Source organism: Nocardia sp. NBC_00403 (genome assembly GCF_036046055.1).
GTDB lineage: Bacteria > Actinomycetota > Actinomycetes > Mycobacteriales > Mycobacteriaceae > Nocardia.
Map to the genome: position 1 here is coordinate 5,177,377 of NZ_CP107939.1, position 26,068 is coordinate 5,203,444.

20 protein-coding genes and 3 pseudogenes are annotated in these 26,068 nt (G+C 64.3%); 12 read left to right on the top strand and 11 right to left on the bottom strand.

Going from position 1 to position 26,068, the window contains the following annotated elements:
• Positions 1-80 precede the first annotated feature (80 nt).
• Both OHQ90_RS22875 and OHQ90_RS22880 read left to right on the top strand, forming a co-directional pair.
• Positions 81-1,013 carry an alpha/beta hydrolase gene (locus tag OHQ90_RS22875; RefSeq protein WP_328400651.1) on the top strand — a complete coding sequence of 311 codons (933 nt, stop codon included), beginning with the start codon at positions 81-83 and terminating at the stop codon, positions 1,011-1,013.
• A 297-nt stretch (positions 1,014-1,310) separates the two neighbouring features.
• Entirely contained in the window at positions 1,311-1,985 is a 675-nt protein-coding gene (locus OHQ90_RS22880; protein WP_328400653.1) for a response regulator transcription factor, read from the top strand.
• Between the two features lie 16 nt (positions 1,986-2,001).
• On the opposite strand, the gene OHQ90_RS22885 is transcribed toward OHQ90_RS22880, so the two are convergent.
• Entirely contained in the window at positions 2,002-3,378 is a 1,377-nt protein-coding gene (locus OHQ90_RS22885; protein ID WP_328400654.1) for a sensor histidine kinase, read from the bottom strand.
• Positions 3,379-3,460: 82 nt separating this feature from the next.
• Between OHQ90_RS22885 and OHQ90_RS22890 the strand changes: the two genes are divergently transcribed.
• The gene (locus OHQ90_RS22890) at positions 3,461-4,174 is read left to right on the top strand and encodes a GOLPH3/VPS74 family protein (RefSeq protein ID WP_328400655.1); all 714 of its coding nucleotides are present in this window, start codon (positions 3,461-3,463) and stop codon (positions 4,172-4,174) included.
• A gap of 136 nt (positions 4,175-4,310) precedes the next feature.
• On the opposite strand, the gene OHQ90_RS22895 is transcribed toward OHQ90_RS22890, so the two are convergent.
• The 3 genes and pseudogenes from OHQ90_RS22895 to OHQ90_RS22905 form a co-directional block, all read right to left on the bottom strand.
• The gene (locus OHQ90_RS22895) at positions 4,311-4,742 is read right to left on the bottom strand and encodes an alpha/beta fold hydrolase (RefSeq protein ID WP_328400657.1); all 432 of its coding nucleotides are present in this window, start codon (positions 4,740-4,742) and stop codon (positions 4,311-4,313) included.
• A gap of 140 nt (positions 4,743-4,882) precedes the next feature.
• Positions 4,883-5,488, bottom strand: coding sequence for an AAA family ATPase (locus OHQ90_RS22900; protein ID WP_328400659.1), 606 nt, complete (start codon positions 5,486-5,488; stop codon positions 4,883-4,885).
• 407 nt (positions 5,489-5,895) lie between these two features.
• A pseudogene (locus OHQ90_RS22905) lies at positions 5,896-6,243 on the bottom strand (ABC transporter substrate-binding protein); the annotation flags it as partial.
• Between the two features lie 51 nt (positions 6,244-6,294).
• Here OHQ90_RS22905 and OHQ90_RS22910 point away from each other — a divergent pair.
• The gene (locus OHQ90_RS22910) at positions 6,295-6,603 is read left to right on the top strand and encodes a hypothetical protein (RefSeq protein WP_328400661.1); all 309 of its coding nucleotides are present in this window, start codon (positions 6,295-6,297) and stop codon (positions 6,601-6,603) included.
• A 283-nt stretch (positions 6,604-6,886) separates the two neighbouring features.
• On the opposite strand, the gene OHQ90_RS22915 is transcribed toward OHQ90_RS22910, so the two are convergent.
• The 3 genes and pseudogenes from OHQ90_RS22915 to OHQ90_RS22925 all read right to left on the bottom strand — a co-directional run.
• Positions 6,887-8,143, bottom strand: coding sequence for a cytochrome P450 (locus tag OHQ90_RS22915; protein WP_328400663.1), 1,257 nt, complete (start codon positions 8,141-8,143; stop codon positions 6,887-6,889).
• A gap of 158 nt (positions 8,144-8,301) precedes the next feature.
• Complete coding sequence (locus OHQ90_RS22920) at positions 8,302-9,474, bottom strand: phosphotransferase (protein WP_328400665.1); 1,173 nt, start codon at positions 9,472-9,474, stop codon at positions 8,302-8,304.
• 51 nt (positions 9,475-9,525) lie between these two features.
• Positions 9,526-9,789: pseudogene (locus OHQ90_RS22925) on the bottom strand (DUF305 domain-containing protein); the annotation flags it as partial.
• A 416-nt stretch (positions 9,790-10,205) separates the two neighbouring features.
• On the opposite strand from OHQ90_RS22925, the gene hrpB reads away from it, so the two are divergent.
• From hrpB to OHQ90_RS22940, 3 genes are all read left to right on the top strand, one after another.
• The gene (hrpB, locus tag OHQ90_RS22930) at positions 10,206-12,644 is read left to right on the top strand and encodes an ATP-dependent helicase HrpB (protein ID WP_328400667.1); all 2,439 of its coding nucleotides are present in this window, start codon (positions 10,206-10,208) and stop codon (positions 12,642-12,644) included.
• A gap of 839 nt (positions 12,645-13,483) precedes the next feature.
• Positions 13,484-14,188: a DUF5995 family protein gene (locus OHQ90_RS22935; RefSeq protein WP_328400669.1), complete on the top strand. Its 705-nt coding sequence runs from the start codon at positions 13,484-13,486 to the stop codon at positions 14,186-14,188.
• A gap of 558 nt (positions 14,189-14,746) precedes the next feature.
• On the top strand, positions 14,747-15,034 hold the full coding sequence (locus tag OHQ90_RS22940) for a hypothetical protein (RefSeq protein ID WP_328400671.1): 288 nt from the start codon (positions 14,747-14,749) through the stop codon (positions 15,032-15,034).
• A 42-nt stretch (positions 15,035-15,076) separates the two neighbouring features.
• Here the strand turns inward: OHQ90_RS22940 and OHQ90_RS22945 are convergent, their stop codons facing one another.
• Both OHQ90_RS22945 and OHQ90_RS22950 read right to left on the bottom strand, forming a co-directional pair.
• The gene (locus OHQ90_RS22945; RefSeq protein WP_328400673.1) at positions 15,077-16,696 is read right to left on the bottom strand and encodes an AMP-dependent synthetase/ligase; all 1,620 of its coding nucleotides are present in this window, start codon (positions 16,694-16,696) and stop codon (positions 15,077-15,079) included.
• Positions 16,697-16,707: 11 nt separating this feature from the next.
• A complete protein-coding gene (locus tag OHQ90_RS22950; RefSeq protein WP_328400675.1) occupies positions 16,708-16,983 on the bottom strand; it encodes a hypothetical protein in 276 nt (91 codons plus the stop codon).
• Between the two features lie 372 nt (positions 16,984-17,355).
• Between OHQ90_RS22950 and OHQ90_RS22955 the strand changes: the two are divergent.
• The 3 genes and pseudogenes from OHQ90_RS22955 to OHQ90_RS22965 all read left to right on the top strand — a co-directional run.
• Positions 17,356-17,781, top strand: a pseudogene (locus OHQ90_RS22955) (AMP-binding enzyme); the annotation flags it as partial.
• Positions 17,782-17,857: 76 nt separating this feature from the next.
• Positions 17,858-18,487 carry a TetR/AcrR family transcriptional regulator gene (locus OHQ90_RS22960; RefSeq protein ID WP_328400677.1) on the top strand — a complete coding sequence of 210 codons (630 nt, stop codon included), beginning with the start codon at positions 17,858-17,860 and terminating at the stop codon, positions 18,485-18,487.
• 901 nt (positions 18,488-19,388) lie between these two features.
• Entirely contained in the window at positions 19,389-20,039 is a 651-nt protein-coding gene (locus tag OHQ90_RS22965; RefSeq protein ID WP_328400679.1) for a TetR/AcrR family transcriptional regulator, read from the top strand.
• A 59-nt stretch (positions 20,040-20,098) separates the two neighbouring features.
• Here the strand turns inward: OHQ90_RS22965 and OHQ90_RS22970 are convergent, their stop codons facing one another.
• Both OHQ90_RS22970 and OHQ90_RS22975 read right to left on the bottom strand, forming a co-directional pair.
• On the bottom strand, positions 20,099-20,614 hold the full coding sequence (locus OHQ90_RS22970) for a hypothetical protein (RefSeq protein WP_328400681.1): 516 nt from the start codon (positions 20,612-20,614) through the stop codon (positions 20,099-20,101).
• A gap of 447 nt (positions 20,615-21,061) precedes the next feature.
• A complete protein-coding gene (locus OHQ90_RS22975; protein ID WP_328400683.1) occupies positions 21,062-21,838 on the bottom strand; it encodes an SDR family NAD(P)-dependent oxidoreductase in 777 nt (258 codons plus the stop codon).
• Between the two features lie 476 nt (positions 21,839-22,314).
• On the opposite strand from OHQ90_RS22975, the gene OHQ90_RS22985 reads away from it, so the two are divergent.
• Positions 22,315-22,938 (top strand): TetR/AcrR family transcriptional regulator, encoded by a 624-nt coding sequence (locus OHQ90_RS22985; protein WP_328400685.1) that lies wholly within the window; start codon positions 22,315-22,317, stop codon positions 22,936-22,938.
• Between the two features lie 247 nt (positions 22,939-23,185).
• The gene (locus tag OHQ90_RS22990; protein WP_328400687.1) at positions 23,186-25,963 is read left to right on the top strand and encodes an aminotransferase class I/II-fold pyridoxal phosphate-dependent enzyme; all 2,778 of its coding nucleotides are present in this window, start codon (positions 23,186-23,188) and stop codon (positions 25,961-25,963) included.
• Positions 25,964-26,068: the final 105 nt, after the last annotated feature.

The following is a 26,068-nucleotide window of genomic DNA, read 5'->3' on the forward strand; positions in this document are numbered from 1 at the left end:
ACGCGTGAGTTGTAATGGCCTGATTATCAACAAGATTGTGCAGTCGGTGCGTGCAGACGAGGAGAGGGATGTGGTCGGTAATGACGTCGACAGTTCGTCTCGCAGCCGCGGTCGGCTCGATTGTGGCGATCGCGATATCGATGTCCGCGTCCGCACGGCAACCTGCCGCGTCCACGATTGCCGACCTGATCTATGCGTCGGTCGACGGTAGCGACCTGAGACTCGATCTGTATCTGCCGGCCACCACCGGACCAGCACCGCTGGTCGTGTACTTCCATGGCGGTGGATGGTCGAGCGGTTCGCGGAAGAACTATGGAAAGCTACGATGGCAGGCCGACGAGCGAACACCGTTCGCACAATTGGTCGCGGCCGGTTACGCGGTGGCAGCCGTGGACTATCGCCTCAGTAGTCAGGCGCAGTGGCCCGCCCAGATCTTCGACGCGAAGGCCGCGGTGCGGTGGCTGCGCGCCAGTGCCGAAATCTATCGCATCGACCCGAATCATGTTGCAGCGTGGGGAGATTCGGCCGGTGGCTATGTCGCGGCGATGCTGGGCACCTCGGGTGATGTACCCGAACTCGAAGGGAGCGAGGGCAGTGCCGGTTACTCGAGCCGAGTGCAGGCGGTCGCCGATTGGTTCGGCCCCATTGATCTGCTCAGCATCGACGATCAAGCCCTCGATGATGGTCGCCGCAGGATTCATCTCGCGGAGGGTTCTGGAGAGTCGTTGCTACTGGGTTGTGTCGCCACTGCGTGTCCCGAGCGGGCCCGCGCTGCCAGTCCGATCAGCTACGTCAGTCGCGATGATCCACCAGTCCTGTTGCAGCACGGGCGTTTCGACCATGTGGTGCCTTTCGGTCAAAGTGTTGAATTTCGTGATGCGTTGAACCGCGCAGGGGTGCGTACCGAATTCCACGCCTACGACTGTGATCACGAATTCGAGGGGGTCGACGCACCGCCGAAGGAGATCCGCGCTGCGTTGATTACCTTTCTCGGGCGGACCTTCGGGCGTTGACACAGCATCTGGTGACGGCCGCAGACGTGCAGTCACCGACTACAGCAGCACTGAGTTCAGTGAGTGGTGACGAGTTCAGCAGGGTAGCGGCGGTCATAGTCGGTGCGCCCTTGCTGTTGGTCGGTGACGAGGTCTTTGCCCGGGGGCTTGCGGCCTGGTCAGGGCAAGTCCGTCGCCCTATAGGCGATGATGGGGCGTGATGCGAAAACGAGCATGTCGAACGCAGGTGTTGTGTCGGATCCCCGACGCCGACTGCTCGCCCGCGGTGCGCGCGGCCCGTCGTCGGGGACTGGCCCAGTGAGGGTCTTGCTGGTAGAGGACGAAGAGCTATTGGCCGAAACTGTGCGTCGTGGACTGGAGTTGGAAGGGTTCGTGGTGCAGGTGGCCGCCACCGGGCCCGACGGACTGTGGCTTGCGACCGAAGAGCGCTTCGACATCATTGTGCTCGACATCATGCTGCCCGGTCTGAGCGGGTACGAAGTGCTGCGACGGATCCGCACTCGGGATGTGCAGACACCAGTGTTGATGCTGACTGCCAAGAACGGGGATCACGAGGAGGCGGACGCACTGGATCTCGGTGCGGACGACTATCTGACGAAGCCATTTTCGTTCGTGGTTCTGATCGCGAGAGTGCGCGCGTTGTTGCGGCGGCAGACTCCGCAGCAGCGGCCGATCCTGAGCGCTGGTGATTTGGTGTTGGATCCGGCGAGGCGTTCGGTTCGACGCGGCGCGGTGGCGTTGACGCTCACCCCGCGGGAGTTCGCGCTACTGGAATTCTTGTTGCGGCGCAAAGGGGTTGTGGTCAGTAAGCAGGAGATCCTGCGGAATGTGTGGGACGCGCACTACGAGGGTCCGGAGAACGTGGTCGAGGTGTACGTGGGGTATCTGCGCAAGAAGATCGACGTGCCGTTCGGTCGGTCTGTCATCGAAACCCACCGTGGGGTGGGTTACCGGCTCGCCGAGAATGGTTGAGTGATCGGCTCGTTGACTATGTGGGGTGTTGGTCGATGGGGAGCTCGACCACGACGCGGGTTCCGCCGTGCGGCCCATCCTCGATGGTGACCGAGCCGTGGTGGGCGGCGACCAGCTGGGCAACGATCGCCAGTCCCAATCCGGTACCGCCGGAATTGCGGGAGCGGTCGTCTTGCAGCCTGACGAAGCGTTCGAATACGCGTGCGCGGTCGCTGATCGGGATGCCGGGCCCGTCGTCATCGACAATGAAAAGCGCTCGCCGGTCGGTGGCTCGGGTGGTGAGCACGACACGTGATTTGCTGTGGGTGGCGGCGTTGTCCGCCAGATTGCGCAGCACGCGTTCGAGCGCCTGCTGATTGCCGGTCAGCCGGACCGGGTGCAGATCGGTGGTGACGTGCAGTGCCGGGTGATGGTGACGCAGCAGCGCGGCCGCTGTGGCAGCCAGGTCGTCGAGGTCGACGTCGGTGGTGCGCAGTGCGAGTCCATGCTCGTCGGTTGCGGCCAAGGTCAGCAGATCCTCGATCAGGTGGCGCATCCGCTCGGCTTCGGGGAGCAGGGTGGTGGCGATCAGTTCGCGGTCGACGAAGTCGGGATGGTCGCGGCCGACCTCGAGTGCTGCGATCATCGTGGCCAGCGGGCTACGCAACTCGTGGGAGGCGTCCCCGACGAAGCGGCGTTGTGCATCGCGTCCCGCCTGCACGCGGTCCAACATCGCATTCATCGTCGCGGCAAGTCGGGCGATCTCATCCTGGGCGACAGGGACCGGGACTCGCTCGGCGAGCCGTTCGGCGCCGATGCTTGCGACGTGCGCGCGGATTGCCTCGACCGATGCCAAGGATCGGCCGACCAGTGTGTAGGTGGCGGACGCGGCGGCCAGGACGACCACCGGTCCGCACAAGGCGATGCCGATAGTGACCTCCTTGAGGGTGTCCTCGACCGGTTCACCGCTTGTGGCTGCCAGCACGGTGAACGTGCCTGACGAGGCGTCCAGCGTCCTGGCCGACGCACGCAGATCGGCCTCGCCACCGAGCGATCGGCCGGTGGTCACTGCAGAATCCGGCACAGCGATCAACGCACCCGAGGGCGCGCCCCCGGAGGATCGCACAACCGTGCCCGTCGCATCGAGAATCTGGACGACATCGATGTGCCCCTCGGTAGTGAACAGCCCGGGACTGAGATCGGCGGGTCCTGAGCCGACGAGTTGCGCAGCGATGTCATCGACCCGGGCGCTGGTGGCGGCGTCGAGGGAGCCGATCAGCGATCGGTGCAACAGCCACAGCCACGCAATCGCGCCCACACCGAGCACGATGGCCACAACGCCGGCGCAGATCAGGGCCGAACGAACACGTAGCCCCCAGCGCGAGGGGCGTACGACGACCTCGAAAGAGTGCATGCAGCAATCATCGTCCACCAAGGTTGCTGCGCCGGACACTCTCTCAGCGTGTTCACAGCGAACAAGGAACACGGTGGCAACCATGGCAACCACTGCTGATCCCAGCCATCGGAGACGGACTGCACTGATCGCCGAGGACCTGTTGTGGCTGTTACTGGACGACGAGTCCGGTGACATGCTGATCGATCGGATCAGTATCTCCGGGGTCCTGGCCGGAGCGCTTCTGGTCGAGTTGACCTTGCCGACGCCGGCGACATCAGTTCCGCTGGTCCGAATCAGCGGGGCGGGTGAGCTGGTGAAACCGGGCAGATTGGTGTGTGCTGACACGGGCGGCTTCCCGACCGACCCGATCCTGGTCGATGCGATGGCTGCGATCGAGGCGGTACCGTGCACACCCAAGCAGGTGATCCAGAAGCTCGAGCGCGGCCTGCACAAGCCACTGCTGGCTCGCCTTTCCGCTGACGAGCGGGTGTATCGCAACAGGTCCCGACTGGCAGGGGGCATACCGTGGACGAGTTGGCCGACTCTCGACCAACGGGGCAAAGACGTGCTACGCAGGCCGCTGCAACGGGCGCTCCTGGACGGCCAGCCGCCCGATCCACGCACCGCTGCGCTGATCGCGTTGCTGCGCATCGTGCATGCACTGCCGCAGCAGTGCCCTGGATGGCGTCGCAGCATCATCGAGGAGTGCGCCGATCGACTCGTGGCCGGGTGCAACCCGCTTGTTTCTTCGCCCGTCGACGCGGTCCAAGCCGCAGTGTGCGACACCTACGCGGGGGCCTACCTGATCCTGTGACCTAGTGGGAGCGGAGGCCGCAGTTGGAACGTGATGCTGAGTGCCACTGTTCGGCGCGGCCGGTCGGCAGTGCTGCACGGTCGTGCACGACGCGAAAACATTGCCCGGCCGAGCGCATAGCAATGCCGAATTGCGCTTATTTGATGTCGTAATGTGTTGTGCCCTGAACGATTTCGAGTCGAGCGCGGCCGGGCTTTCCGGTGTTCAGCCGAGAGACCATATCGGTGGCGTGGTCTCGATACAAGGCATCGGATTCGGTGGTCATGACGAGGGCGGGCGTTTTGATCGCCAGCTGCGCGGTCCAGTCGCAATCCGGGGTGAGCAGCTGCTTGGTTTTGGTGGCAAGGGCGTTCCAGCCGGCGGGGTCTGATGCGACGCTGCTGTAGAGCTGGTACATAGGGCTGTCGCGCATGGCATCGGGGTTAATGGCGGCGATGCCCGCACGGGTCTCGGGCATCCAGCCGTCGGAACGGTAGGGAGCCGAAGTGATGGCCAGCCGATTGACCAGGTCCGGTGTCCGGGCGGCCACCTGCAGGGCCACGCCGCCGCCGAGTGAGTAACCGAACAAGATCGGCCTTGCCGAGTTTCAAGTGGGTGATCAGCGCCGCGACATCATCGGCCAGCGACTTGTAGCGACTGGCCGGAACACATACCTTCGACTCCGGCACTGTCGTCCTCGATTAACGAGACACGTGGCTCGGTGTCCGGTCAGCCGTGGGTTGGGGTGCGTCGGTTAGGTTGCGTGACGAATTGCGCGATCGCGTCGAGGCCAGGTCGGTAGCCGTTACTGGTGTCCACGGTCAGTGCGGGTGCGTCGAGGCTGATCGGGTTGAAGGATTCGATGGGCGATTCGGTGCTGGCGGCAATCGCCGCGACGAGGGCGGTGTCGTCGTGCGCGTGGCGGTGGTTGTCGGTGTCGACACGGTCGGTGATGCGGTCGTGGATCAGCGCTGTTGGTGCGGTGCAGTGAATGATGCGGATGTCGGCGATCTCGTTGAGGGGTAGCACGTTCGGCCGCCACAGCTTGTCCTGGAATGCGGCTTCGGCGACAAGCGTGACGCCGGCGCAGATCAGGGTGGTGAGGACGGCGAAGAACGTGTCCAGTGTCAGGAGGTTGAGGTCGTCGAATCCATCGGCGGGTTCGCCGCGGCCGGAGATCACCATGCCCTGTTTGATTTCGTCGCGGATTGTCGCCGGGCAGCCGATCCGGCGGGCGAGGGCATGCGCGAGGGTCGTCTTGCCGCTTCCTGGTGGGCCGCTCAACACGGCCAAGGTGGGTTTGGTCGCCATGCCGCATTCTGGCATCCCGCTCATGCCCGATCTCCTTGGACGTTGCCGGTGGGGACCTCGGCGAGGCGGTATGTGATGAAGTCGGGTTGCCCGGTCAAGGTCTCGTGCACGGCCGGATGGGCGTGGGCCATTTGGAGGCGGGTTGATGTTCGGTGATCGTCTCGACGGTGTGGTTTCGGGGATGCCTACCGCGGCGCGCCTCGATGCCGGCGATCTGAGCAGGGCGAGTGTCGACGAAAGTTGTTGTTGTGCAGCCTGACTCGCGCGCCACCGCGTCGAGCTCGCCGAAGAATTATTCGACGATCGGCTGTGGGCGATAGAGGGCTGCAGTGGCCTGCCGTATTCGACGCTGTCGGTGACGGTTTGGCCGAATAACTCACCCCTGCGGGTAGCGCGCGTTTCGGAGATGTGCTCAACCGTGTATCGCGGGGCGCAGGGGCGGCGAGCACGCGGCCGGTGTTCGAGCCGAAACTGAGTAGCACGCTGTCGTCCATATCGATCACCCGCTGGTTGTGTCCGGCGGGAGTCTGGGCGACGCCGGGGATCTTCAGCAATCCCTGGACACCACCGATCGAAGCCAAACCGTCGGACATCACGAGCAAGATGTTCGGGCCGGCGGCGATCGTGGCCTCGCTTGTGATATTCACGAACGGCTGATCGAGCCCGGCTATCGTGCCGGCGTCCTGCGCGCCGAGCGATTCGGTCAGCGCGTCAGCACCCGATCCCGGCCCGGCCAGCATGGTGAGCGCAGTGCCGCGCAGGTAGATGAATGCGATCCTCGGCTTCGGGTTCGTCCTTCACGTCGGTGCTTCATGCGCCAGGCTTCCTAGTTGGCCTCTCTGTCGCTGTGGCGCCAGGCCGGCCGCTCGCCGGGAGCTCTCGGCGTTGCCTTGAAAGCGGAAATGTTGAAGGGCACCTTCTGGACCTATTCCGCCTGGACCGACAAGGCCGCCATCTACGCCTACGCGGGCGCCGAGCCGCACAGGTCGACCGTCCGACGCAAGCGCAAGGTCATGCGCGAGGCCACGTTCGTATTCTTTACCGCGCCCGTCGATGAGTTGCCCGTGTCGTGGGACGAAGTCCGTCGTCGGATCGCCGAGGAGCGCGAATCGGCGCAGCCGCGTCCAGAAAGCCACTGATTCGAACACAACGATCAGTGGCGGAATTGCCCCGCCCGGCTCTGATGGCCGGACGGGGTTTCCTGTCCCCCAACGAGATTCAGCGGTCATGGCGTTCGGTCGACCCGGCGGCGGTGCTCTCTGGTTTGGCACGGATCAGGCGGTTGGGGGAGTGATCCACCATCGAATGCTGTTGCGAATCAAGTGTCCGCCGAACTCGCCTGACCGACAGGCGATCACGATCGAGAGGTCCGTCGACCCTGGTCGCTGCTTCAGCGCGTTGCTTGGAGCGCAATGTGCACGCTCAGTTGTGCACGTTCAACGGAGGGCAGGGCGGGAAGGCGACCGGTAGGGCGGTCAAGGCGCGGTGGAAGGGACCTGGCCGCCAGACTGGTTCCCCGGTCGGGAGGTCTGGTCGCATCTCGGGTAGCGCATCGAGGAGTTGGTCGATGGCGTCTTGCGCGATGAGGTAGGCCGAGGATTGCGCGGGGCAGGCGTGTGGGCCGATGCCCCATGCCAGGTGGGCGCGATTGCCTGCCTGGTTTTCGGTTCGGATGGTGGGGTCGTTGTTGCATGCGGCCATGCTGATGACGACCGGCTGATGGGCGGGTAGCCAGACGTCGTCGACGAGGATCGGTTGGCGTGGGTAGCTGATCAGGAGGTTGGCCAGTGGTGGGTCGTTGAACAAGACTTCGTCGAGGGCTTCGCGGGAGGAGAGGTTTCCGCCCATGACGCTGCCGCCGAACCGGTCGTCGGTGAGGATCACCAGTAGGGTGTTGACGATCAGGTTCAGTAGGAACTCGATCCCTGTGCCGTAGACCTGTGCTACGTGGTTGACGACTTCCATTTCGTCGAGTTCGGATGGATGTTGTAGTAGCACGGTGGTGATGTCGTTTGCTGGTTCGGTTCGTTTGAGTGCTACGAGTTCCAGTAGTGCTTCGAACAGTATCTTGTTGCCGTTTTCGGCATCGACTCCCTCGACGATGGCGGCCGTGCCGGCGGCGACTCGCTGCCCTATTTCCGGGGGGCAGCCGAGCAATGTGTTGACGACCTGGAACACGAGCGGGAAAACGTATTGGCTGATCAGGTCGGCTTTGCCGTCTTGGCAGAAGGTGTTGACCAGCGGGATGGCGATGTCTTCCACGATGTCGTGGAGCGCGTAGAGGTCTATCGCGTCGAGGCTTGCGGTACTGGCCTGGCGGTAGCGTGCGAAGTCGAGGCCGGTGCTTCTGCTTGCGAGTGGTCGCCATCCCAGCAGTGGGAGGATGGGGCAGTCGGTGGGGATGTTTTTCTGCCAGGTGCGGGGATCGGCGGGGAAGTGTTCGGGATCGTTGAGGATTCGCACTGCGGTGTTGTAGCCGATCACCAAGGTGGCGGGTACCTCCGGCGCAAGTTCCACCGGTGCCAAAGAGCCGTATTGGCTGCGCATTTCGCGGTAGGCGCGGTGTGGATCGGCGGCGAATTCCGGCGCGTGCAGCGGCACTCGTGGGTCGTTGGAATCGGTCGGTGAGCCGTGGTAGACCGGGCAGGATCGGGCTTGGAGCTGGGGCGGCGTATTCAAGGATGGAACTCCAGACAATTCGTGTGCACGGCGGGTGGGACGGATTCTGTGCCGAGGCGCAGCGCCGGGGAGCGCGTTACCTGATTCCGGCCGGAACCGGCTGGGGGGCATAGCGTCGGGGTACTGATCTTGGCTGTGACGAACCACCTGGAGGTTCGTCAGATGCCGAGGGCGCCCAGCGAATCGTGATCGTCCAGGGCGGTGGCGATTCGCTTCAACAACGTCAAACAGGTTTCGTCCGTTTGCATCTTGGGTTGATATGCCGCTCGGCCGATGGTGAATGCCCAGGCCGCGTAGGCGAACATGGACTGCTGCCGATAGGCCAGCCAGGCATCGTCGAAGGACGGCACCTCCCCGCCGGCGCGCCCTAGCTCGTCCAAGTAGACCTCCAGCAGTTCGCGGTCCCACGCGCGCCGGTCTTCGGGCTCACATCCCGAGTTGACGGTATACGCGAAGTCATGCGCCCAGCCGCCCTGCATCACGACTTGCCAGTCGGCGTACCCCATACGTCCGTCGCTGGTCACGTAGGTCTGTCCGATGTGTGGGTCGCCGTGCAGCAAGGTCGGGGCCATGTCCTTGGTCGCCATATCGAGCGCGCGCTCGACGCCGGCCCACAACCGGTCGCTCTGACCGTAAAGCGTCGCGGGGATAACCTCTTTGGCCCGCTCCATGCCGACTTCGCAGCGTTTCTTCATATCGATCGCGGAGCGGACGGCGTCGAGCATATCGTTCGGGGTCTTGAGGACCGCGATCGACGGATGCTTCCAGAAGGTGCCGTGTAGTCGGGCGAGATTGCGCACCAGATCTTCGATCTGGTCGCGGGCGATCGGGGCATTCGGCTCGATGAACACCGCGCCACGAGTCGCGGCGATGTCCTCCATGAGCGCAATGGACCGCCACGATGACGGATCGAAGGCGCCCCAATAGCCGATCGGCGCCTCCATCTCGACTTCGGGACGCAAGTCCATGAAGAAGTGGGTTTCGCCGTCGATCATTTTCGCCCCGCCCAGCAATATGCGCTGGCTGAGGGAGGTGGTGGTCTTCGCGAACAGCTCGGTAGGCAATCCGGCCTGCTGGCCCGCCTCGTTGTAGTCGACGCGAATCGCAACCCGCGTGGACGTGCCGTGACTGCCATTGGATGTGCTGAACGAGAGCACCTCGGCATCGGGGAAGTCGCGACACAGGACAGCCGTCAGCCAGTCGACGGTGATCGCGTCACCGGAGATGGGGACATCGTCGGCGCTCCGCGCTTTCGGCCGGGTGATCTTCTCTAGCAGCACATGACCACCGACTGTGGCGACCCGCCCGAGCAACCAGAGCTTGTGGTTCAATCGTTTGCCTCGATTCCGGAGTGTACGAAATATTCTGAGCAGCTGTCCCGTTCACAAACACGTGCCGAAGGACAGTACCCGATAGGTTCGGATCATGTTGTACGACAACATTTTCGCTGGTTGTGACGCTATCGCGACCGCCTGACTGGTCACCGCGGCGGCGGATCCGGTGTTGAACTCGGTCTGGGTCATGTCCACGCCGCCACCGTGGTGTCGAATCACCAACTGTAGGAAGAAGACATCGGCGTCGGCGCCGTGCTGTCCGGAGAGCCGGGTGATCTCGGTGTTGGAGCCATGCCGGGCCGTCGTCGGGCCGTGTCCGGCGGGTCCTGATTGCCGCCCATGGAGTGCGCGACGCCCATCGGGTGGTCGCGGGTCGTCGAGGGACCGTCATGGTTCGAGCGGTCACGTCCCATCCACCACATCGGTGCGGTGGTGGTGAGGGGCGGGTCAAATCGCCAGGCGCGCAGTTGGGCGATTTCGGCGGTCTGGGACACGCGATTCGGTCGGCGAGGCCGCGCACCTGCGGCTCGCGTCACTGGGCAGGGGATGAGCCCGTCAATCCGTCGCCCACTACCCGCTCGAGCTCGGCGTGCTTCGGTGCGGAAGGCTCGCCGCGGACAAGACCGCATTCCTCGGCACGCATGCCGTGAAGAAAACGTGAGCCATTCCAGGAGTGATCCAGGGAGGCGTTGCGAGGAGGGAATAAGCGGGCGGCAGACTGGCTGGCGATGAAACTGCCTGAGCTTCCCGATCTGCCGGTCCGTGCGGCTCTCGATCGAATTGTCGCAACCCTGGCCAACCGCGGGACCGCGGTTTTGGTGGCGCCACCGGGGACCGGAAAGACGACGTTGGTTCCATTGGCGTTGGCGGCCGGGACGCCGGGGCGGGTGCTGGTGGCCGAACCCCGGCGGCTGGCGGCGCGGGCGGCGGCCGGGCGGATGGCCGCGCTGCTGGGGGAATCGGTGGGGGAGACCATCGGGTACTCGGTGCGCGGGGATCGGCAGGTGGGTCCGGGGACGAGGGTCGAGGTCGTCACGTCGGGCTTGCTCGTGCGGCGGTTGCAGGGTGATCCCGAGCTGACCGGGGTCGATGCGGTCGTGCTCGACGAGTGCCACGAACGGCACCTCGACGCGGATCTGCTGCTGGCCTTGCTGCTCGATGCTCGCGCGGGGTTGCGGCCGGATCTTCGGGTGCTCGCGACCTCGGCGACCGTTGCGGCCGAACGCCTTTCGATACTCCTGGGTAAAGATGGCGCGGCGCCGGTCCTGGAGGTGCGGGGGCGGACTCATCCGGTTGAACTGACCTATGTTCCGTCGTTGCCGCGGGAGCGAATCGAGGCGCACGTGGCCAGGGCTACCCGGGCCGCGCTCGCCGGAACTGGCGGTGACGTGCTTGTCTTCCTCCCCGGTGCCGCTGAAATCCGCCGGACGACGCAGCTTTTGGCGGATGTCGAAGGGGTGGACCTCGTTCCGCTGCACGGCAGGCTGTCGGCCGTTGGGCAGGACACCGCGCTGCGGCCCGGGTCGCGGCGGCGAGTGGTGTTGTCCACTGCGGTGGCCGAATCCAGTCTGACGGTGCCGGGGGTGCGGGCGGTGGTTGATTCGGGGCTGGCTCGGGTCCCGCGCATCGATCGAGTGCGGGGACTCGCAGGACTTGCGACAGTCCGGGTTTCGGCGGCGGTTGCCGAGCAGCGGGCCGGACGGGCCGGGCGCGAAGCGCAGGGTCGGGTATGGCGTTGCTGGCCGGAATATGAACACGCCACCTTGCCCGCCTATCCGGAGCCGGAGATCCGGACGGCGGATCTGACCCGGTTGGCGTTGGAACTGGCATGCTGGGGTACCCCCGACGGACATGGCCTCGCCTGGTGGGACGCTCCACCGTCCGGCGGATTGGCCGCCGGGCGGGATGTATTGAGCGCATTGGGGGCGGTTGATGCGGATCAGGTGACCGAGCGTGGGCGTCGGATGGCCGGGATCGGACTGCATCCGCGGCTGGCACGAGCGTTGCTCGACGGCGCCGCCGAGGTCGGGGGGCGAGCGGCCGCGGAAGTGGTCACGGTACTCGACGACGACACCGTCGCTCGCGGCGTGGATATCACGGCTGCTCTGCGAGAACTGCGGCGGGAGCGCCCGACCCGGTGGCGACGAGAGGTCGAGCGGCTGGCGCGATTGGTCGAAGTGTCCGACGGTGTCGACGATCCGGCTCTGGTTATCGCGCTGGCTCATCCGGAACGTTTGGCGCGTCGCCGTGGTGCGGGCTCGTCGATCTATCTCATGGCTGGTGGCACCGCGGCGACGCTGCCACCCGGTTCCGGATTGGGTGATTCGGAATGGCTGGCGGTCGCGGTGGCAACTCGCGACCCTGGGCACTCCGACGGGCGGATACGGTTGGCCGCCGCCGCCGATGAACAGCTCGCCCGCCGTGCCGCATCGAATCTGTTGGTGATCGTCGACGAGGTGGACTGGACCGACGGTGACGTGGTTGCTCGCCGAGTCGAGCGACTCGGAGCGATTCTGTTGTCGGAGTATCCGATTCGGGACCCCGATCGCCGATTGCTCGGCGATGCGGTGCGTCGTGGACTGCGCGAGACCGGGCTGGGCCTGCTGTGCTGGGATGCCGACGCGATCGTCCTGCGACAGCGTCTCGACTTCCTGCACCGCACCCTCGGCGCCCCTTGGCCGCCGGTCGACGACGAGTCACTGCTCGCCGGGATCGACAGCTGGCTCGGCCCCGAACTGGCCACCGCTCGTCGCCGTGCCGACCTCGAACGTGTCGATGCCGGACAGGCATTGCGCCGCCTGCTGCCCTGGCCTGCCGCGGCGCACATGGATGAACTCGCGCCCGAACGCATCGAGGTCCCGTCCGGCAGTCGCCACCGCATCGACTACTCGGCCGACCCGCCGGTGCTCGCGGTCAAGGTGCAGGAAATCTTCGGCTGGACGGACGCGCCGCGCCTGGCCGAGGGCCACGTCCCGGTAGTGCTGCATCTGCTCTCACCCGCCCAACGCCCGGTCGCGGTTACCGCGGATCTGGCCTCTTTCTGGCGTACCGGTTGGCCACAGGTCCGCGCCGACCTGCGCGGACGCTACCCCAAACACGCCTGGCCGGAAGACCCCGGCACCGTACCCGCCCACCGCGGCACTGCCCGCAACGCGGGTCGCGGTTAGCCCATACACGCGACATCGCGTCGCACAACATGAGCACGATGACCACCATGCGCATGCTGAAAGGCAGAACTCGTTGCCGCAGTTGACAACTGGATCAATTTCTACCGCATACTCCGGCGGCATTTCGCGAACTTCGAGCGGCCGCCTGAAGTCGCGTAGGCCCCTGTCCGCCGTTCCGGACCTTACCCCGCGGGGTGCGTACCGCAACCGCATCATGATCATAAGAAAAGCGTCGTTGTCTGGTAAGTGAGCTGGATTGCCACTATATTTGGGCCGATATGCGAAGTCGGCTGCCGGATGGGCGTCGGTTCGATGCGGAAGTGATGAGCAACCCAGCTCGCCTTCGGCCAGAGCCGTCGGTCTCGTCGTCGAGTCGATCCAGGACTCTGAAGTCACAAGGATGCAACCACTCTCCGCCGGAGTAGCGCGGAGATCCTCCAGGTATCTGAGTTGCGCACCGGTGACCAACACGGGAGTCCCTATGATGTCCGTACAGGACCGTAGACGAGAGGCGAGTGCCAACGGCAACGTCGGCATCGCCCAGCATTCGATCAACTTGACTACGGGCGTCGCTGCGGTAGTGCAGCGGTGGCCGATGCGAAGCGCGTCACTGTGATCTAGGCAATCCGTCGCGCCATTGCCGTCTGGAATTTGATCGAGATCGAGAAAGCTTTTCGATACCGGGATCGGATATTCACGCGAACGGGTTGGTCGGTATTATCCCGAGTTCTCTCGAGCAGTGAAATCAGCACCGCGCCAACGGATTACGAGATATATTCAGAACGGCATTCACGCAATGTCGTGTGACAGGCACAACGATCTACGCGGAGGAGGGCGCCATGACAACTACACAAATTCCCGGACCCGTCGAAGAGGTTATCCGGCGGATGCGTGCCATCAAGGAAGAACTCGATCCGCGAGACGGAGTCGCGAGCTTCAACGGCATGTATCTGCACGTCACCGAATTGGTGGGAAAGCAGATCACTGAAGGATTTTTCGCGGATCCTGAATTCGTCGAACGCCTTGATGTGGTCTTCGCGGGATTGTATTTCGACGCGGTCGACGCCGCCAAGCTCGGCAAGCAGCCCGACGCGGTCTGGAAACCGGTCTTCGATTCCCGTTCCAACCGCACCGTGTGGCCATTGCAGTTCGCACTGGCAGGCATGAATGCTCACATCAACCACGATTTGGCGGTCGCGGTGGTCGAGACCTGCAAGGAGCGGGCCACCACGCCCGACACCAAACCGGTGCACGCCGACTACCTCGAGGTCAACGAACTGCTGGCCGAGATCGAGGCGGAGGTTCGGGCGGAATACGAGCCCGCGCTGGCCAAGCTGGCCACCAAGGACGCCGAAACACTCGAGCACATCCTGAGCAGTTTCAGCATTGCCCGCGCCCGAGACGCCGCCTGGGCCACCACCCAGATGCTCTGGATACAGCGCGACAACAGCATGCTGCTCGGAATGACACGGCGAACCCTGAAGCAAACCGTCGCCACCGCTAGCCGGATGCTCCTCACACCGGTCATTCCGCCGCCAGTCTGACGATCGGACGACTTGGCCGATACCGTGCACCGGTTCGGCCAAGTCGTCCAGAGCTGTCAGACGGCAAGTTCGTCGAAACCGTCGGGAACTGTGTCGGCAACGGTGATGCAATCGCGCGCCCAGGGGCCGGCCAGTGCGAAGAAGCGGAATTCTCCCAATCCGTGACACGCTGGAGCCCGAGCAGTCGAAAAGCCCGAATAAACCAGATGACGTCGTGGGAATCGGTCGCGTGCTCGGTCATCGGCTAATCGGTTGAACCCACGGTCGTCGATCGTGGGGCGTTGTCTTCGGGTCGCTGTGGGTTGGGGGGTTACATGGGCATGTTGGGGAAGGTCATGTTCCACATGTTGCGCATCATGTCCATCATTTGCGTACACATCGGTATCACCACCTTCATCATCTCCTGCGTTCTCATAGCTGAGCGTTTACTGACTACCCAGCGATGAGGCGGACATGCTCGGTATCGGGAGGATTCGAGGGTTGTTTCGTTGGCTGTCGTGCTGTCGGGGTGATGGAGACGTGGAGAGCAGGATTTGCCACGTCGATCAGCTCTGGCCCATGCCTGAGGCGGTCAGCAACACCAGTACCACGGTGGTCACGGCGAACACCGTGACCGGCGACGATCGCGATGGGGAAATGCCGTTCGGCCGGATCATCGATGCGGTGCAGATGGTTGATGTGCCGGTACTGATCAACCTTGGTGGTTCGGCGCTGACGGATGACGTTCAGACCGCGGTGGCCGGCTATGACCAGCTGCTCATTCGGACCAACGTCGATGACAGCGCCCATGCCGCGGCTCCAGCGGTTGCCAGATCGCTTCTGGCCTATCGTGCTCGGGGGAGTTGATGCAACAGTTCCTGGCAGCCACCGGACACGCGGTGCGAGTCCTCACAAGTAGAGTGCGTCGATCAGGTTGCCGTACATCTCGTGTACGTTGCGCCTTCTGATCTTCATGCTCGCGGTGAGTTCTCCGCCGTCCGGAGTCCATTCGGTGGCGAGGACGGCGAAACGTTTGACCTGTTCAACGCGAGCGAGGTCCTGGTTGGCCTCCGCGACCGCACGGTCCAGTTCTGCGATCAGGTCGGGGTGGGTGGCAAGGTCATCCGCGGATTCGACGACGATGCCGCGGGCTGTCGCCCATGCTGTTACCGCGTCTTGGTCGAGCACTATGAGGGCGACGACGTACGGTCGGCGGTCGCCGTAGGCCAGTGCTTGGCCGATCAAGTTGTGCTTGGTCAGCAGCGCTTCGATCGCGGTGGGGGCGATGTTCTTGCCGCCCGCGGTGATGATGAGGTCTTTCTTCCGATCGATGATGTAGAGGTGCCCGTTGCCGAGCCGCCCGACATCGCCGATATGCATCCAGCCCTCGTCGTCGGTGACGGGTGTAACGGATCCGTCCGCCTGGAGGTATCCAGTGGCCACGATGGGACCACGGACGAGGACCTCACCGTCGTCGAGTAGCCGAACCTCATTGCCGGGGATGGGCTTTCCGACCGATCCGAGATGGAAGTCCGCCGCTCCGGTCGCCGTGGCTACGCCCGTGGTTTCGGTCATTCCCCAGGCCTCGAGTATCGCGATGCCGCGGGTCCGGAAGTACTCCTGCACATCCATGGGCAGCGGCGCGGCGGCGCTGCAGGCCCACGTGACCTGATCCAGACCGACGTCGGCGAGGGATGACTCCGGGCGTGCGCGCAGTGCGGCCGCGAGCTTCTCCCAAATGCGGGGTACCCCGAAGAAGCTGGTCGGGCGGGTCCGAACGAGCAATCCCACGAAGTTGCTCGGATCCGGACAGAACGTCACGTGACCGGCCTTGTGAATGGCCATGTAGACCGACACCATGCGTTCGGCGATGTGCGCCAAGGGCAGATAGCACACGCTCCGGAAATGTTCGGGGGTCGGTGCTGCCGCGTCCCGGGCTTCCGCATTGGCGATCACGTTGCGGTGCGTCAGCAGTACACCTTTCGGCACGCCAGTCGTCCCCGAGGTGTAGATCAGCGTGATGGGATCGTCGGACGATATGTCACGCCAACCGGCTTCGAACGCGGTGAGATCCGTCTCGCCGGTGATCGCGTCGGACCACCGTATGAAGCGGTCGTCGTCGATACAGGCATCGGGATCCAGCACGATGACATGTTCGAGCTCCGTCAGCTGGTCGAGAACAGGGAGCCAGCGATCGACCTCCGCCTTGCCTTCGAGCACCGCGACGGTGGCGCGGCTGTGCTCGGCCAGGTAGGCGATCTGCGAGGACGGCATCGTGCCGTACACCGTTGTCGGTAGCGCCCCCACGTGCACGACGGCCTGGTCGATCAGCCAGTGTTCAGGGCGGCTGGACATCATGATGGCCACTCGCCCGCCTTTGCGCACACCCAGCCGGGAGAGTCCGTACGCGACCTCGGCGATCCGCGACCGGGTTTCGTTCCAGGTGAGGGTGTTTCCGTCGTAGGACAGCGCGGGCTTGTTGCCGAAGTGCTCGGCGTTGCGGTGGAGTAGGAGTGGAATTGTCGACATGGTGGAGCCTTTCAGAGGTGGCGGAGATAGTCGGCGCGCCGGACGAAGCGAGAGCGGATCCAGTACGACACTGTGGATCGAGGCCACAACAGCGTGTTACGCCCAGTGACGGGATCCTGGTACCAGCTCTTGCAGCCGCCCGCCTGCCATACGGTCGAGGAGAGCCGCCCCTGCAGGAACTCGTTGAAACGGTGCTGGGCGTCCGGCTTGACTTCGATCACGCCGCGGCGACCGGCGTACCGGAGGCACTGGATCATGTATCGGGCCTGCGCCTCGATCATGAACACTTGAGAGTTGTGTCCGAGACCGGTGTTCGGGCCGCACAGCAGGAAAAGATTCGGGAATCACGACACCGTGGTACCCATGTACGCCTCGGGCCCTGACGCCCATTGTGCACCGAGTGGAATGCCACCGCGTCCACGGATCGGCACCCGGGTGAGGCTGTTCTGGGCGTCGAAGCCGGTGCCGAAGATGAGGACATCGGCACCGTATTCCGTTCCGTCCGTGGCGAGTACCGAATGTGTGCGCACTTCCTCGATGCCCACGGTGACGAGGTTGACGTGCGGCTTGGTCAAGGCCGGGTAGTAGTCGCTGGAGATGAGTAGCCGCTTACAGCCGATCTCGTAATCGGGGGTCAGCTTGGCCCGCAGTTCGGGTCGGCGACCGCCGCCGCGATCCCCGACGGCTGGTTCCGCACCGGAGATCTGGCTCGACGCGATGCCGATGGCTACTACTACATCGTCGACCGGAAGAAGGATGTCGTTATTCGCGGCGGCTACAACGTCTATCCCCGGGAAATCGAGGAAGTGCTGTATGAGCACGCGGCCGTCGCCGAGGTCGCGGTCATCGGCGTGCCCGATGCGCGGCTCGGCGAAGAGGTGTGCGCCGTCGTGGCGCTGAAGCCGGGCGCTACGGCAACAGCTGAGGAGTTGATCGACTTCGCGCGACTGCGTGTCGCCGCCTACAAGTACCCGCGCCACGTGCACTTCGTCGACGCACTGCCGAAGGGTGCGACCGGGAAGATCCTCAAACGCGAGATCATCGTGCCGTCCTTCCCCGAAAACGGGCAGCGGCCGTCTCGTTGAGGGCGGCGGGCGTGCTTCGGGCGCGGCCCCTCCTGCTAGATTTCCTCTGCGGAACACCTGACGTCGGAGGGCGGAAGTGGCGAGAAATCTTGGACTCGACGGCGGCGTGGACGTAGCCGATCGGATCAGGGTCGAAGCGGCGCAACTCTTTCACCACCGCGGCTACGGAATGACCGCGATCCGCGACATCGCCGAAGCCGCGGGGATCTCCTCCTCGACGATGTATCACCACTACCGCAATAAGCAGGACGTGCTGTTCGCGATATCCCGGCAGTTCATGACCGACTTCAACAATGCACTGCTGCCGATACTGAGCGACTCGACCCGCCCGCATCAGGAGCGTCTGGATGCGGCCATCAAGCTCCACCTGATGATCAGCAACGAACGGCGCACCGAGCTACTGACCATCCGGGGCAATCGTGGCGCGCTGTCTCCCGATCAATTGAGAACGATCGTGCGTCTCCAGACCACCTACCAACGGGCCGTTCGCGAGGTCGTCGCCGCTATCCAAGGCTCCGGACCCGTTGACGCTGAGCTGATCACGATGGCATTGATGGATCTGATCAATGGCGTCTGTCAGTGGTTTGCCCCGTCGGGCTCACTGACGATCGACGAGATTGCGGAACGCTACCTGCGAATGGCAAGGTCCTTGGTGTCCGGTGGGGTTCCGCCACGTCGGGCGACGCGGATGGCCACGCCCGGGTAGTTGCGTCCGCAACGCGGCGCGAGCGGCGGCCGCGGCCGCGGGATTGCCGACCTCACGCGCGGCTACGTGAGCCCGCCCGGAAAAGAGCGCAGCGGCGAATCTCGTTCCGCTCCTGACGCAACCACCGGAAGCGAACTGCTGCGAGTCGCGTAGGGCGAGGGCGGCGTTGCGGCGGCTGGCGATTTCGATGTGGAGTCGAAGGACGAGGGGTGCCGAGTTCACGGTCGTCGGAACGGTCGCACGAGCCCGAATCAGTTGGTACGCGGTGTGTTCCACACGAATGTAGCGTCGCCAGCAGCTGAGCAGTGCGGGAATTGTTCTGCCTGGCAGACTCCGGTTCCCCGGCCGCGTACGGGCCGGAGGCATTGAGTTCTGCGAGCTCGTGCGGGCGAAGACGGAGCGATTCATGGGTCGTGATGGCGGTGAACCATGCGTGGTGGCCCAGCCGCCGCAACTCTGGTTCCAAGGCATGGAGTCGCTGCCGAATCGCGAGAATCTGCGACCGGTGACCGTCAGGGTGATCCAAGCTGTCTCGCGCTCGATCTCCCGAGCGAAGCGCTGCCCCTGGCTGTGGCGTGCCGCTCGGCGGCGGCGATGACATCCCTGCTTCGCTGGAGCCGGGGTGGCGTGAGATTCGCCGTAGGAGGCACTGATGCGTAGGCGGCCATGATCGCTGGTGCGAGTCCTCACCGTGGGTGATGTGGTGAGGACCTGCTGGTCGGGCGGGACCAGTCGGGTCGGGAAGTCGAGCAACGCCCGATCCGGCACGGCTGACGATCATGGAGTATCCAGTCTTGGTGGTCGACCAAGTCGCAGGTCATCGCCGCCAGGGCGTCGACCGATGCACCTAAGTTACACTGTGTATACAAATGTGAGGGCCCAGATCGAAGGAGAAGCGGAGATGGCTGAGCCTGCGGCTGCGGGGGCGCGTCGGGTGCGGATGAGTGCAGCCGAGCGTGAGCAGCAGTTGCTGGATGTGGCGGAGGTGTTGTTCACCGAGCGGGGGTATGAGGGGGTGAGCGTGGATGAGATCGCTCGGGTGGCGGGGGTGACTCGGCCGATCGTGTACCAGCATCACGGTTCGAAAGAGGGAATCTTCCTGGCGTGCGTGTATCGTGCCCGTGCTCAGTTCGAGCAGAGCCTTGTCGCGGGTGTGACGGAGGTTGTGGAAGCGGGTCGGAACTTACGGGCCATTGCTGCGGCTGGGGGTGCCCCGTACTTCGACCTCATCGTTTCCAATCCGCAGCGGTGGGCGCTGTTGTTCACGACGTCGGCAAATCTGGAAGGAACGCTGGCGGAGCAACTGGGGCAGTTGCGGCATTCGACGATCGTGCAAGTCGGGCAGTTAGTGCGCCCTCTGGTAGGGGTCGTGGGGGAGGACGATCTGATGGCGTTTTCGTATGCGGCTTCAGGGATTGCCGAGCAGTTGGGTCGCTGGTGGCTGCGCAACCCACAGATTCCGCGTGAGCGGGTATTGGCGTTGTACGCCGATCTTGTCGTGGGGGCGGCATCGTTGCTGCAGTCGCCGGTGATCGCAAGATCGGGCAACTGAGCCGACGGGCCCTCGCTCAGATCACCGGCCGGATTGCGCCACGCTGTTTCGCGTCGGGCTTATCGAAGCTGCGGTCTCTCCGTGACGTAGCACAGCTGGGTCAGGATTTCTTCGAGGGGGCGGGCGATCTGCGCGGCAAGTCGCCGCATGACGCTGAGCATGGTGGCACTGTCGAGTTCATGGTCGACCAGGACCGCGTCCAGAACCATCGCGGCATACGCCTGCCGACGATTCAGGACTGCATCGGGCAACCAGCTCAGCAGCCACGCCTCGCCGGGGCGGTCGTCGGCCAGCCGAGCCGCGAAACCGTGGCACCGTTGTCCGGCGATGCTGAACGGGGTGATGACGAACTCATCGATATAGGTCGTGATCAATCCGCGCAAGGTCGCATTGGTCGCGGTGTCGGGAAGGAGCTCTTCGGCAGTGGGCGGCGCCGGCACTGTCGAGCGCGTGGGGACCGAGGGAATGAGCTGCGGCGGTGCGGCTTCCGAAGCGGGGCCGTGCTGGTGATGGTCACCGACGGGGTGGATCCGATCGGGGGTATGCACGACCGTGACGGGCAACATGATGGGCATATGGTCTCGTTGCATAGGTTCCATGTGTAGGGGTCGAGGCTACGCGGCGAGTGCGGCCGTAGCGAGTCTTCGAGGCCAACCGGAACGGATGGTTTACACACTGTAACTATACAGGCTGTAGGTTTGCAAGTGTTGCTTCGAGCACGTCACAGTGCAGGTAGAAGTACTCGCCGCGAAGTTGCCGGAAGTTTGGTGCCGCGAAGACGTCTGCGGAGATTCGGTCGTTGCAGAAGATTCAGGCTCCCGTAGAAGGAGCTCGGTGCAGTCACATGCCCGACACGCGCGGGCATGTTCTGCGACGTCATCGCGGGGATTGCGATCGGCCACGGTCCAGTGAGCGCATCGACACGCTGCGAGAGCGCCGCCACGACCCGGCACGCCAGAGCGATCGGTGTGCGTCGACCTCGTCGGCGACCGGGAGGATGGGGCCATGCTCGTGGCCGAGGTTTACGCCGGAGGCGTCTGCGTGAGCGCTCGGACGTGGCCGAGGACATCGGGGTATCGGCGCAGGTGTGCGCCTCCGTTGAGGTCGATGGTGGAGCCGGTCATCCAGGTTGCTCGATCGGAGGCGAGGAACGCTGCCATATCGGCGATCTCCTCGGGGCGTCCGCTGCGTCCCAGGGGAGTGTTTTCCAGGTAGTCCTCGGTCAGGCCCGGCACCAGTGCGATTCCGGCCACCAGAGGTGTGTCGACGAGCCCCGGAGAGATTGCGTTCACGCGGATTCGGCGTTCGGACAGTTCGAGCGCCGCGACCTGCACGAGCATGAGCACTCCGGCTTTGGCCGCGCAGTAGGCGGCCATTCCGGTACCTGGTTGGCGTCCGTTGAGTGAGGCGATGCAGGTGATGCTGCCGCCGTCGACGATATGGCGGCCCGCGTGTTTGAGTACCAGGAAGGTGCCGGTCAGGCAGACGTCGAGGGTGATGTGCCAGTGTTCGAGTTCGAGTTCGGTGATCGGGCCGGGCATCGAGAGCCCGGCGCAGTTCACCACAGCGTGCAGGGCGGGTGCCGTGCGAAATCCGGCCTCGACCGATGCCTCGTCGGTGACGTCCATGCCGATGCTCGAGGCGGTCGAGCCGATGGCGATGGCCGCGTCTGTGGCTCCGGTCTCGTTGAGGTCGGCGACGATCACCCGGTATCCGTCGGCGGTCAGGGCGTGCGCGGTCGCCAGGCCGATGCCCGACGCGCCGCCTATCACCATCGCCGTGCGCTCGTCTGTGGTCATGCTGCTCCCTTGGTGCTGTGGTGGACTGTGTAGTCGAGTAGGTGTCGGCGCAGGAATCGCAGTTGTTGTGCGACAGCCGGTTCGAACCATGGGTTGGGCTCGAGTGGTCTTACGGGGAGTGCCTGACTTCGGCACTTGATGTGGCCGCGGCGTGTGGTGGGGCGGCGCGGTCGAGGTCGGCGATCTGGACCAGGGGGTCGCGTCGATGTGTTCGGCGCGCCGGTGGGTGGATGCGCGACCGCGCCTACATCAACCTGCGACACGGCATGTTGAGCACCATGCCCGTGGTCAGGCCGCTGGTGTCGGCGCCGATGACCGCGGTTCGCGGTGGGGACATGGCTACATTTCCTTTCGGCGCTGTAGACACATCTTGAATTTTGTCTACGGATAGACACATTCTCAGATCTGTCTAGTTTTTGCTAGGGTTTGAGCGAAACCGCAGTCGTGCTGATGAACCCGTACCGAAAGTGAGCCGCATGATCGAAGCGGAGACCGCCACGGTGGTCGACAGGCTTCTCGATGCCGCTCAGAAACTGTTGGCACGCAAAGGAATCCGGGCGACTACCGTCATCGAAGTCGCCGAGGAAGCGGGTGTCTCGCGAGCGTGGCTCTACCGGCACTTCCAGGACAAGGCTTCGCTGCTCGGCGCGGCGATCGTCCGGCTCAACGACGCGTTGTGGAGCGGCGCGCGCGCCGAGCTCGACACGCTCGGAACCTTCGCCGAACAGCTCACAGCAGGTGTGCGCATCGGGCGCGGGGCCTACGACGATCCAGGGACATTGTTGCTGCGGTTACGAATGGCCGAGCCCGAGGAGTTCGCACTGTGTGCCGGCGCGGGGGTTTCCGGTCTCGTTCCCGATCTCGCCGCCTTCTGGCGTCCCTACGTCGAGGCCGCCGCCGCGCGCGGCGAGATCCATCCACATCACGACCTCGCCGAGGTATCCGAGTGGGTGGCGCGCATTCTGATCAGCCTGGGCACTGTCCCGGGAGATACCATCGACGCAGACGACAGCACTGCTGTTCTGCGCCACGTGCGCCGCTACATCCTGCCGGGCATGGCCGCGGACCCTGATGGATTCGACGCCCGCACGAATAGGTGATCCGGGCATCGTCGACGATTTGTGGCCGGTTAGGGCACAAAGTTGCGCCGGTTATAGTCCCAAATTCGATAGCCACCGCAGTGTCATCGGTGCGGCAGCCTTGGGGCCACCGCCATTAATTCCTGAATGCCAGCTAGGAATTTGATCGACGGCGGGACACAATATTTGTAGGGATGAATGTTCCAGGGCGATCTGTTGTGTTCGGCAGATCACCTCGCCTGCACTGATTGGAGGCGGAACTGACGATATGCATCGAGACGGAGAGCGCCCGAAAGGGCTTTGTGTTTCCGCGCTGGCGGCGGTAGCGAACCCGTCGTACTCGCGAATCGATACGTGGAATCTGCTCGATGACGCGTGCCGGCAGCTGGCCGATGTCAATCGTGCCGGGCTGGACACCACCCGCGCCACTGCCCGAGTGCAGCGCCTGCTCGATCGTCTCGGCGCTTACGAGCGGTACTGGCTGTACCCAGGCGCGGCGAGACTGGCGACGTTTCGCGGATACGTCGCCGATCTTGCCACGACGCGGCTCACCGAGGAGGTGTCGCTGGCCGTGCGCCTGCTCTCCGAGTACGGCGACCGCACAGCTGTGTTCGACACATCCGCGCCGATGGCCGATCAGGAACTGGTGGCGCGGGCCAAACAACAGCAGTTCTACACTGTCCTGCTCGGCGACGATTCCCCGCCCGAGGCTCCCGAGAGCCTGGCGGAGAGCCTGCGGGCGCTTCGCGACCCGTCGGACGATGTGCAGTTCGAGCTGCTTGTCGTGGCGAGCATCGAGGACGCCATCACCGCCGTCGCGTTGAATGGCGAGATTCAAGCGGCGATCATCCGGGATGACCTGCCGCTTCGTTCACGCGACCGGGTGCCGTTGATGACCACGTTGCTCGGCGCCAACGACGAGGTGGTCGTGACCGACCGCACCCACGCCTGGGTTGAATGTGGCGAGTGGATCAGGGAGCTGCGGCCTCATATCGACCTGTATCTGCTCACCGACGAGTCGATCGCCGCGGAGACCGAGGACGAGCCGGACGTCTACGATCGCACATTCTATCGACTCAACGATGTCACCGACCTGTACAGCACGGTGCTCGCCGGCATCCGGAGCCGGTTCGCCACACCGTTTTTCGACGCCCTGCGTGCCTATGCGGCCGCGCCGGTCGGCCAATTCCACGCCCTTCCCGTCGCGCGTGGCGCCAGCATCTTCAACTCCAAGTCACTGCAGGACATGGGCGAATTCTACGGCCGCAACATCTTCATGGCCGAGACGTCGTCCACCTCGGGCGGGCTGGACTCACTGCTCGACCCGCACGGCACGATCAGGGCGGCGATGGACAAAGCCGCCGAAACGTGGTGTGCCGATCAGACGTACTTCGTCACCAATGGAACATCCACCGCGAACAAGATTGTCGTGCAGGCCCTGACCCGGCCGGGCGACATCGTTCTGATCGACCGCAATTGCCACAAGTCGCACCACTACGGCCTGGTGCTGGCCGGGGCGTACCCGATGTACCTGGACGCCTACCCGCTCGAGCCGTTCGCGATCTACGGAGCCGTGTCCCTGCACACCATCAAGAAGGCGCTGCTGGACCTCGAGGCGGCCGGACAACTGGACCGAGTGCGCATGCTGCTGCTCACCAACTGCACTTTCGACGGCATTGTCTACAACCCCCGGCGCGTGATGGAGGAGGTCCTGGCGATCAAGCCGGACATTTGCTTCCTGTGGGACGAGGCGTGGTACGCGTTCGCAACCGCGGTGCCTTGGGCACGGCAGCGGACCGCGATGGTTGCCGCCGAGCAACTCGAATCGACGTTGTCGTCGCCCGGGTATGTGGAGGAGTACCGCAAGTGGCGTGCGTCGATGCAGGGAGTCGACCGTGCCGAGTGGAGCAACCACCGGCTGCTTCCCGACCCTGGGCGCGCGCGGGTACGCGTGTACGCGACGCATTCCACCCACAAGTCGCTGTCGGCGCTTCGGCAGGCGTCGATGATCCATGTCCGCGACCAGGATTTCAAAGCTCTCGTGCGCGAGGTATTCGATGAGGCGTTTATGACCCACACCTCGACGTCGCCGAACCAGCAACTCTTGGCGTCGTTGGACTTGGCGCGTCGGCAGGTCGACATCGAGGGATTCCAGCTGGTCCGGAATGTCTACGACATGGCGCTGGTCTTCCGTCACCGCGTCCGCAAAGACCGGCTGATCGGCAAGTGGTTCCGCATCCTCGACGAGGACGACCTGGTGCCCGACGAGTTCCGGGCCTCTGAAGTCAGCTCGTACCGGCAGGTCAGGCAGGGTGGCTTGGCAGAGTGGAACGAGGCGTGGCGGTCCGATCAGTTCGTGCTCGACCCGACACGCGTCACCCTGTTCATCGGCAAGACCGGTATGAACGGGTATGAGTTCCGCGAGAAGATCCTCATGGACCGGTTCGGCATCCAGATCAACAAGACCTCGATCAACAGTGTGCTGTTGATCTTCACGATCGGCGTCACCTGGTCGAGCGTGCACTACCTGCTCGACGTGCTGCGTCGGGTGGCTACCGACTTCGAGCGCAGCCAGAACGCGGCCGGTAAGGCCGATCGCGCTCTGCAACAGCGCCGGGTTGACGAGATCACCAAGTATCTGCCAGGGCTGCCCGACTTCAGCGAGTTCGACAGCACGTTTCGTCCCGACGGCGCCAGCTCGTTCGGCGACATGCGATCGGCCTTCTATGCCGGGTATGAGGAGTCCGACCGCGAACACGTCCTGCTCGGCGACGCTGGGCGACGGCTCGCCAAGGGGAAGACTCTGGTGTCCACCACCTTCGTCGTCCCCTACCCGCCCGGCTTTCCAGTGCTGGTCCCGGGCCAGGTGATCTCGACGGAGATCCTGTATTTCCTGGCCGAGCTCGACGTCAAGGAAATTCACGGATACAACCCCGACCTCGGGTTGTCGATCTTCACCGAGGCCGCACTTGCGCGGCTGGCCGCGGCTCGGCACGTGAGTGCCGCGGCGCCCGTCGGTGCGCCCGCGCCGGCCACCGTCGGGTAGGGGAGTCGTGAGCTGTCCAGCAGACTATCTGTTGTCCTGCCCCCGTCCGAGGGCTCTGATCGCCGACCGTTCCCCCAACCGTCCGAGTGTATTAGAAGTTGTGGC